Annotated in this window: 6 protein-coding genes; 2 read left to right on the top strand and 4 right to left on the bottom strand. The window is 70.2% G+C overall.

Going from position 1 to position 9,137, the window contains the following annotated elements; translation table 11 throughout:
- Nucleotides 1-183, bottom strand: a 183-nt coding sequence (locus tag R6V09_RS37950; RefSeq protein ID WP_317886029.1) for a helix-turn-helix domain-containing protein, incomplete at its 3' end; no start/stop codon positions are given.
- Between the two features lie 72 nt (nucleotides 184-255).
- On the opposite strand from R6V09_RS37950, the gene R6V09_RS37945 reads away from it, so the two are divergent.
- On the top strand, nucleotides 256-1,143 hold the full coding sequence (locus tag R6V09_RS37945) for an SDR family NAD(P)-dependent oxidoreductase (RefSeq protein ID WP_317886028.1): 888 nt from the start codon (nucleotides 256-258) through the stop codon (nucleotides 1,141-1,143).
- A 70-nt stretch (nucleotides 1,144-1,213) separates the two neighbouring features.
- Here R6V09_RS37945 and murJ read toward each other — a convergent pair whose 3' ends face one another.
- Complete coding sequence (gene murJ / locus R6V09_RS37940) at nucleotides 1,214-2,893, bottom strand: murein biosynthesis integral membrane protein MurJ (RefSeq protein ID WP_317886027.1); 1,680 nt, start codon at nucleotides 2,891-2,893, stop codon at nucleotides 1,214-1,216.
- 99 nt (nucleotides 2,894-2,992) lie between these two features.
- On the bottom strand, nucleotides 2,993-5,266 hold the full coding sequence (locus R6V09_RS37935; protein WP_317886026.1) for a M4 family metallopeptidase: 2,274 nt from the start codon (nucleotides 5,264-5,266) through the stop codon (nucleotides 2,993-2,995).
- 540 nt (nucleotides 5,267-5,806) lie between these two features.
- Between R6V09_RS37935 and R6V09_RS37930 the strand changes: the two genes are divergently transcribed.
- Complete coding sequence (locus tag R6V09_RS37930) at nucleotides 5,807-7,234, top strand: PP2C family protein-serine/threonine phosphatase (RefSeq protein ID WP_317886025.1); 1,428 nt, start codon at nucleotides 5,807-5,809, stop codon at nucleotides 7,232-7,234.
- A 51-nt stretch (nucleotides 7,235-7,285) separates the two neighbouring features.
- Here the strand turns inward: R6V09_RS37930 and R6V09_RS37925 are convergent, their stop codons facing one another.
- Nucleotides 7,286-8,794, bottom strand: coding sequence for a DNA-binding protein NsdB (locus tag R6V09_RS37925; protein WP_317886024.1), 1,509 nt, complete (start codon nucleotides 8,792-8,794; stop codon nucleotides 7,286-7,288).
- Nucleotides 8,795-9,137: the final 343 nt, after the last annotated feature.

Raw genomic sequence — 9,137 nt, 5'->3', positions numbered from 1 at the left:
CCGTACGCCGTCGCGGCGCCGTTCCAGCAGTTCCGCGCCCGCGGCCCGTTCGATCGCGGCGATCTGCCGGGACACCGCCGACTGGGTGTAGCCCAGTGACGCGGCGGCGGCCGTGAAGGTCCCCTGTTCGGCGACCGCGCGGAAGACGCGCAACGCGGTGAGTGACACATCCGTGAAGTCCATGACGATTGCGCATACTAGCGGTGCGTAACTCTCGTTGGACGCATGGACGTGATGGTTCCTACCGTGGCAGACATGAACGTTCCGCGCATCGCCCTCGTCACGGGCGCCAACCAGGGACTCGGCCGCGCCCTCGTCGAGGGACTGGCGGCCCGTATGGGCCCCGACGACACTGTTCTGCTCACCGGCCGCGACGAGCGGCGGGTCACCGACGCGGCCCGCGAGGTGGCCGGCCTGCCCGGCACGCGCAGCCGGGTGGAGGGCCGGGTCCTCGACGTCACCGACACCGACGCCATCGCCCACCTCTCCGACGAGCTCCGGCAGCGCCACGGCGGGGTCGACGTCGTGATCTCCAACGCGGTGACCCGAATGCTCCCCGGGGAGTCGCAGGCCGAGCGCGCCGACGAGTTCATCGACGTCTCCAACACGGCCACCCACGCGATGCTGCGCTCCTTCGGCCCGGTGCTGCGCCCGGGCGGCCGGTTCCTCGTGGTGGCCAGCAGCCTCGGCACCCTCGGCCATCTCGACCCCTCTCTGCACGACCTGTTCGAGGGCGCGAGCCTGGACCAGGTCGAGTACGCCGTCGAGTCCTGGCGCGACGCCGTCCACCACCGGACCACGGCCGAGGCGGGCTGGCCGCTCTGGCTGAACGTGCCCTCGAAGGTGGCCCAGGTCGCCGCTGTCCGCGCGGTCGCCGCCGAACGCCGTCAGGACGACCTCACGAGCGACACCCTGATCGCGTCCGTGTGCCCCGGCATGGTGGACACGGCCACCTCCCGCCCCTGGTTCGACGACTTCAGCCAGGCCAAGTCACCCGCCGAGGCCGCTGCCGCCGTGCTCGACCTCGTCTTCGCCGAACGGGTCGATCCCGCGCTCCACGGCGAGCTGGTGCGCTTCGGCGCCGCCCTGGACTGGCACTCCGGCAAACCGCTGGTCGAGCAGGACCTGAAGCTCACCCCCTGACGGCGGCACAACCAGCACAGCGCAGCACGACACAGCAAGGATTTCGTCGGCGCGGGCCGGTGCCCGGCGCTCACCCCAGTCCGGGCAGGCTCCGCAACTCCCCTATCCGCAGCAGCCGCGCCAGGAGCAGAAACAGCACGGCCATCGCCGTACCGCCCGCCGCCAGCGAGAGCGCCGGTGCCCAACTGCCCGCTGTCAGGCCCTCGTTGCAGACGCGGGCCAGCAGCCACCCGGCACCTCCGGCGACTGTCGCGGCCACGGTCAGTTTCGCGTAGGTGCGACAGATCCGCCGTCCGTCGAGCAGTCCCCGCGTACGGCGCCGCAGGCGCAGCGCGGTCAGCAGCAGACCGATCCCGTACGACAGGGCGTAGGCGCCGGCCATCCCCGTGACCGCCCAGCGCGCGGGCAGCAGGAAGTGGCAGGCCACGGCGAGCACGATGTTGATGCCCGAGATCAACAGCGCCATCCGGAACGGGGTTCGGGTGTCCTCGAAGGCGTAGAAGCCGCGCAGCAGGAGGTATTGGGCGGAGAAGGGGATCAGTCCGAGGCCGAAGGCCTGCAGCATGTGGCCCAGGGGGACGGTGGCCGCGGCGTCGGCGGAGCCGTGGGCGAACAGCAGTTGGGCCGTCTGCGGGCCGAAGGCGAGGAAGAAGAAGGCGGCCGGGACGATGACGACACCGCTGACCCGCAGTGCGCGGGACAGATCGGCGCGCAGGTCGTCGAGGCGGTGTTCGGTCGCCGCCCGGCTCATGCGCGGGAGCAGCGCGGTCACCAGGGAGACGGTGACGATCGACTGGGGCAGCATCCAGATCTGCTGGGCGTAGCTGTAGGCGGTGTAGCCGACGCCGTCGCGGGGCCGGGCCGCGTCGGCGGCGGAGGCCAGACGGGTCACCACCGTGCTCGCCGCCAGGTTGGTCAGCACGAACAGCAGTGTCCAGCGGGCCGCGTTGACGCTCTTGCGCAACCCGGTGCCGCGCCAGTCGAAGCGCGGCCGGAACCGGAAGCCGGCCGCCAGCGCGTAGGGGATCAGGGCGAGTGCCTGCACGGCGAGGGCGAGTGTGGTTCCGATGCCGAGCAGCCGGACCTGGGCGCCCGTGATGTCCGACACCTGTTCCGGCGCGGTCAGCAGGCCCAGGTAGAGGCCGAACATGGCGATCAGGACGACGTTGTTGAGGACCGGGGTCCACATCATCGCGCCGAACCGGTTCCGGGCGTTGAGGACTTGGCCGAAGATGCTGAAGACGCCGTAGAGGAAGATCTGCGGAAGCAGGAACCGGGCGAAGACGACGGTCAGTTGGAAGGCGTCGTGCGTGGCGGGTGTGTCGTGCTGGTAGACGCTGATGATCTCGGGGGCGGCCCAGGTGGCCAGCGCGGTGCCCACTCCGAGGACGCACAGGACGAGAGTGACCAGTCGCTGCTCGAACGCGGCGCCGCCGTCGGGGTGTTCGGTCCTGGCCCGGACCAACTGGGGTACCAGGACGGAGTTCAGGGCGCCGCCGATCAGCAGGAAGTAGAGGCTCGTCGGCACGGTGTTGGCCTGGTTGTACGTGGTGGCCAGCAGTCCGGTGCCCAGCGCGGCGGCCTGCAGCACCTGGCGTATCAGGCCGGTGGCTCGCGAGACCAGGGTTCCCGCCGCCATCAGCGCGGACGAACGCAGCAGTCCGCCTCCGCCTTCGGTCTTCCTCGGCGCGGCATGCCTGCGTCGGGTGGTTGACCGCTGTAACCGCTCGGGCGACGTCTTCTCGATCATGGGCACAATCTACGGTCCGCGGGTCATGGCTCCGGCCGCGCCCCACTGGTGCGGGCGCGGCCGGGACCGTCATCGATGCTCAGTCACGCGGGCTGCGTGTCAGGGGGTCAGCTGCCACTGGTCGATGTAGCCGACGTCGATCGCCGCATGGTCCTGCACCCGCAACTTCCAGGTGCCGTTGACCGGTTGGGCGGAGGCGTCGACGGTGAAGGTCTGGTCGACGTTGTCGGCGGAGCCGCCGGAGCGGTTCAGCAGGGAGTAGACGGTTCCGTCCGGGCCCACCAGGTCGACGGTCAGGTCGCCCCGGTAGGTGTGGACGATCTTGACGTAGACCTGGGTGGTGGCCGAGGCGGTGCCGTCGCGGCCGGTGACCGTGATCGGGGACTCCACGGCGGCGGCGTTGTCGGGGATGTCCACCCGGGTGCTGCTGGCGTAGATGTTCGCCACCCGCCAGGTGAAGGAGGTGGTTGCGGTCGCGCCCGTGTCGTCGGTGACGGTCACCGTGACGTCACTGCTCCCGAGGGTGGTCGGGACGCCGGAGATCAGGCCGGTGCTGCTGATGGAGAGTCCGTCCGGCAGACCCGTTGCCGAATAGGTCAGCCCCGCACCGGAGTTGGTGGTGTACGCGTCCGTCTGCAGGGACACGGACTGTCCGACTCCGCTGATCTGGCCGGAGATCGGGGCCACGTTGACGCCGAGCGCGATACGGCTGCCGACGTTGATCGCGGCCCACGCGTCGGCCACGGCGAGGTACGTGGGGCTGTAGGCGCCGAAGAGATCGGCGGCGGCCTGCAGCGTCGCGGTGCGGGCACCGGCGTAGTTGGTGGACGAGGTCATATATGTGGTGAGCGCCCGGTACCAGACCTTCTGGGCGTTGTCGATGCCGATGCCGGCGACGGGCACGCCGTCGTAGGTCGGGCTGTCGTAGGCGACGCCGTTGACGGTCTTCGCCCCGCTGCCCTCGGACAGCAGGTAGAAGAGGTGGTTCGCCGGGCCCGAGGAGTAGTGGACGTCGACGCTGCCGAGCGTCGAGCTCCAGTAGTCGCGGGACGCGCCGTCCTTGGAGGGCTTGTCCATGTAACGCAGCGGTGTGCCGTTGCCGTTGATGTCGATCTTCTCGCCGACCAGGTAGTCGGGGACGTCGGCGGGGAGGTTCTCGTGGAACTCCACCGCGGCGGCGAAGATGTCCGAGGTGGCCTCGTTGAGGCCGCCCGACTCACCGGAGTAGGTGAGACCGGCGGTCGCGGCGGTGACGCCGTGGCTCATCTCGTGCGCGGCCACGTCGAGGGCCGTCAGCGGGTGGGTGTTGCCCGAGCCGTCGCCGTAGGTCATGCAGAAGCAGGTGTCGGACCAGAAGGCGTTGACGTAGTTGCTGCCGTAGTGGGCCCGGCTGTAGGCGGCCACGCCGTCGTTGCGTATGCCGTTGCGGCCGAACACGTCCTTGTAGTAGTCCCAGGTGGCCGCGGCACCGAACGCGACGTCCACACCTGCGGTCTGACGGTTGGTCGCGGTCCCGTCGCCCCAGACATCGTTGTCATCCGTGAACAGGGTGCCCGTGCCCGAGGTGCCCTGGTTCAGGTCGTAGGTCTTGTGTCCGGCGCGGTCGCCGTCGACGAGCTGGTACGTCGAGCCGGAGAGCGTGGTGCTGAGCGGGACCGTTCCGTTGAACTGGCCGGTGCCGGTGCCGGTTTCGATGCCCTGGTACTGGAAGACGGCCTTGCCCGAGTCGGCGTCGGTGATCACGTGGAGTTCGCTGGGGGTTCCGTCGTCCTGGAAGCCGCCGACCACCGCCTCCCAGGCGAGGACGGGCTTGGCACCCGCGGCCCAGACGACGAGGCGCGGGGCGCCGTCGAGCTTGGCCTGCTCGCCGCCCGCCTTCGCCGCGGTCGCGAGCGCCTTGGTCTTCACCGTTGCCGACGACACGTTCGGGGTGATGTCCGACAGGGTCAGGTCGGCCTTCGCGGCCTTCGTGACCGTGAGGCGACCGCTCTTCGCGTGGACGACCAGGTCACCGCCGAGGACGGGCAGTCCGGCGTACGTCCGCTCGTAGCGGGTGTGGGTGGTGCCGTCGGCGTCCTGCGTGACGTCCTTGACGACGAGCTTCTCCTTGGCCCCGAGGCCAAGGTTCTTCGCCGTGCTCCTGACGGCCGCGCCCGCGCTCTTGAGGAGGGTGGCGTGCTTCGCCGGCGTCAGTGCGGCCGGGGCCGCTCCGGCCCGGGGGGTGGCCAGGATCTTCGCCGAAGCGTGGCCGCTGCCGGGAACGGCGGAGGCGGCGCCGGTCTGCATACCGGCGGCCAGCAGGGTGCCGACTGCGGTGAGCACCAGAGCGGCGGTGTATCTGGGGTGGTGCGGATAACGGTCATGCCGGGTCAAGGCGTTCTCCTTATGTGGGGTGGTCGGACTCGGTGGAGTCCTGGAGAGCGGGTCGGGCCGTGGTACGGCCGTCCGGCGGCGCGCGCGGGTGCGAGGAGGAAGGGTGAGGGAGGAGTGAACGCTCGGTGAGCGTGGTGCACAGCAGAGTGGCATCATGCCCACAGAATTGTCATGGCTATAACAATGCAACGGCTCAAAATGACCGTTCCGAGCTGCGGATCACTCGCTTGAGCGACACTTTTCGGCCTCCCGCCGGGCGCCGGCGACGCAGGGGAACACCAGCCTGTCGAACAGGTGATTGAATGTCGACCCGAGGGGGTACCCAATCCCTCAACTCACGTACGGCGCCCACGACTTGCCTCACCAGGACAGCTACGCCGCGAGCACGGCACAACCCACCCGTGAAGACGCTGGCATATGCCAGAAGCACCACCGGATCGGGTGTTGCCAAATCCCTTACAGGGCGTCGCGGGCTGTGCGACAGTCGTAACCGGTCCCTCCATCCGCCTTGGTCGAACCGTCCCCGCATCGGAGTGCGTCATGCCGTCCCATCTCTCTGCGGACCGCCCAGCCGCCCAGCCGCCTGCGCGCGGCTCGGTCGACGCGCTGATATCGCAGGCCCGGCGGCTCATGGGCGACGTGGACGCCGTACGGCGGGATGCGCAGCGTGACGGTTCGGATCCCCGGGAGCGGTGGCAGCGGGCGCTGTGCGACCTGGCGCTGCATCAACTCAGCGACCTCGACGAGCACTTGGCCCAGCTGCGGGACGGCCCGCCGCCCGTACCGGCCGCCGTCGAGACGCCGCTCGCCCCAACTGCCGTACCGGAACCGCCGCGACCCGAATCGCTGCTCAGCCGGGTCGGCAGTGCCGAGTGGAATCTGCTGACGGACGCGGCGAGTTGGTCCGGGGAGCTGTACCAGATCCTCGGCCGCGACCCGGCCGCTCCCCCGCTCACCCTCGACGAGCTGCCCTCCCTGGTCCTCGACGAGGACCGGCCGGGACTGACGGCGATGGTCACGGACTGCCTGGTCGACGCCAAGCCCATCGACGGCGAGTTCCGCGTCGTACGGCCCGACGGCGTCGTACGGACCGTGCACATGATGGGCGAGCCCGTGCTCGACGCCGACGGTGGCACCGCCTCGATGTGGGCCGTGCTGCGGGACGTCAGCGAACTGCGCCGCAGCCAGCGGACGGTGAGCGAGACCCGTGACTCGCTGCAGCGTCACCGGCACCACGCGCAGACCGAGCGCCGGCTCGCGGTCGAGTTGCAGGAGGCCGTGCTGCCGCCGTGGCGTGGCTCCCTGCGGCTCCCGCACCAGGGGCCGGAGACACTGGACCTGGCCGCCCGCTATCTGCCCTCCTCGACGAGCGCGCTGATCGGCGGCGACTGGTACGACGCGCTCCAACTCTCCGACGGCGCCACCCTGTTGAGCGTCGGCGACCTCACCGGACACGGTGTCGCCGTCACCTCGGGCATGGCGATGCTGCTCGGCGCCCTGCGCGGCATGGCGATGGCCGGCACCGAGCCCGGCCAACTGATGTCCTTGCTCAACCAGTTACTCGACGCCACTGTTCAACCGGCCCTGGGCAGCGCGGTGTGCTGCCGCTACCGGCCCGAGACCCGCACCCTGACCTGGGCGCAGGCAGGACACCCCGCCCCGCTGCTGTTCCGTGACGGGACGGGGCGCCTGCTGAGCGCACCGGACGGCGTCCTGCTCGGCGCCACCTCGGGAGCGTCCTACGGACAGGCCGAGGAGACCCTCGAAGCGGGCGACGTACTCCTGCTGCACACGGACGGACTGGTGCCCGGGCACAGTGGAGCAGCCGCCGTCGACCAACTCCTCGACCTGGCCCCGCGGTTCGGCGAGGCGCGCACCGCACAGGACTGCGTGCGGATGGTCGTGGAGAAGTTCGGCGACTCCGAGCGCACGGACGACGCCTGCGTGCTGATCGCCAGGACCACCTAGGCCACACGGACCACTTGGACCACGCAGGACCGCGGTGGCGGCACAACCTCCCTACGCCTGGGCGCTGTTGCCGTTCCTGGTCCTCGCGCTCCTGGACTGGGGCCTCGGCAGAGCGAGTTTGATCTCCTCCCGCAGCTCGTGGATTCTCGGGTAGTCGGAGTACTGGGCGGTGAGCCGGTACATCTCGCGCAGCCGGTCCCAGGTGCGGTGGGAGGAGTTCGATCCCATCGACGCCAGGGCCAACCGCGCGTACCTGTCCGCCTGTTCGGGGTCGTCCGCGATGAAGCAGGCGGAGGCCATCGACAGGAAGTCGAAGATCTTCGACCGCTGCCGTCCGTCGACCCGCAGCGCCAGGGCCTTCTCCGCGAAGTACTGGGCGTGCACGGCCGCTCCCGGCTCGTGCTCGGCCAGTGTGCGGTAGGCCAGGGCCTGCATCCCGTAGAGGTCCTCCTCCTTGAACGTCTGCATCCAGCTCGGGGACGGTACGTCGCCGCGGTCGGAGACGAAGAGGTCCTCCGCCTGGCCGAGGGTGCGGCGCATGGCCTGGCCCTTGCCCATCGACGCCTGTGCCCAGGCCTCGATGGTGTAGAGCATCGCCCGGGTGCGCGGCAGCACCTCGTCGCCGGAACCGGTCTTGGCGAGTTTCATGAGATCGAGTGCGTCGTCGGGCCGGCCCAGGTGCACCATCTGGCGAGCCGCCCGGGAGAGCGCCTCCCCGGCGCGGGGCCGGTCGCCGCCCTCACGGGCCGCGTGGGCGGCGATGACAAAGTACTTCTGGGCAGTGGGTTCCAGGCCGACGTCGTGCGACATCCAGCCCGCGAGTACGGCGAGATTGGCGGCGACGCCCCACAGGCGCCGCTGCAGATCGACGGGGTGCCGGTAGGCGAGCATGCCGCCCACCTCGTTGAGCTGTCCCACTACAGCCTTGCGCTGCAGCCCGCCGCCGCGGGCCGCGTCCCAGGCTCGGAACACCTTGACGGACTCCTCCAGTTCCTCGATCTCCTGCGACCCGATGGGGGCGGCCTCGTAGCGGTCGAACCCAGCGGGGTCGGCGTGCAGGGGATCGTCGAACCGGGGAGCGTCGGCGGAAAGAGTCGGATCGGAGTGCAGCCATGCGTACATGGCGCTGCTGAGTGCGGAGCCTGCGGCGAGCGCGGCGCCCGCGCCCACCAAGCCGCGTCGGTTGAGCATGAGGTCCATTCCCGTGAATTCGGTGAGGACCGCAGCAGTCCGTTCGGGCGCCCACGGCACACCGTCGGGATGTTCCACACTCCCGTCGTCGGGCCGTTTCCCCACACGCCCGTGCCGGACCAGACCGAGGTCCTCGATGGTCACGACACGGCCGAGACGCTCGGTGAACAGAGCCGCCAGCACCCGCGGCACCGGATCGCGCGGGATCTCTCCCGTGTCGATCCAACGCCGTACCCGCGAGGTGTCGGTCGAGAGCTGGGGGTGGCCCATGGCTGCCGCCTGCCGGTTGACCAGCCGCGCGAGTTCGCCCTTGGACCAGCCGGCCAGGCCGAACAGGTCCGAGAGACGGGAGTTGGGTTGTCCGTTCACGTCAAGCCCCCAGGTTCTCGGCTGACTTGAACATAGCCCGGTGCGCCTTGCCGGGCGACTATTCGCCAGGGTTCGCCAGGGTTCGCCAGATGGTGTGCCACTGCGCATCTGGTGTCAGGTAGGAACGCGCCACCCCGACCCGGTCACCGAGGGACATTCCCCAGGATGCACCCACGGGACCGGGCCGGGTAGCGCGCTTGCTTGGACAGGCACTGCAGGCACACGAAGGGATCTGTCTCTCCCATGTACACAGCATCGTCCTCCGTGTCCGCCCCGCCCCGGTCGCTGCACCCCCGCCCGGGCGCCGGCGGCCCCTACCTCGACCCGGCGCGCCCGGCGGCCG

Origin of the sequence: Streptomyces sp. W16 (assembly GCF_033194735.1) — a bacterium.
Taxonomy (GTDB): Bacteria; Actinomycetota; Actinomycetes; order Streptomycetales; family Streptomycetaceae; genus Streptomyces.
This window is presented reverse-complemented; position numbering and strand designations above follow the sequence as displayed.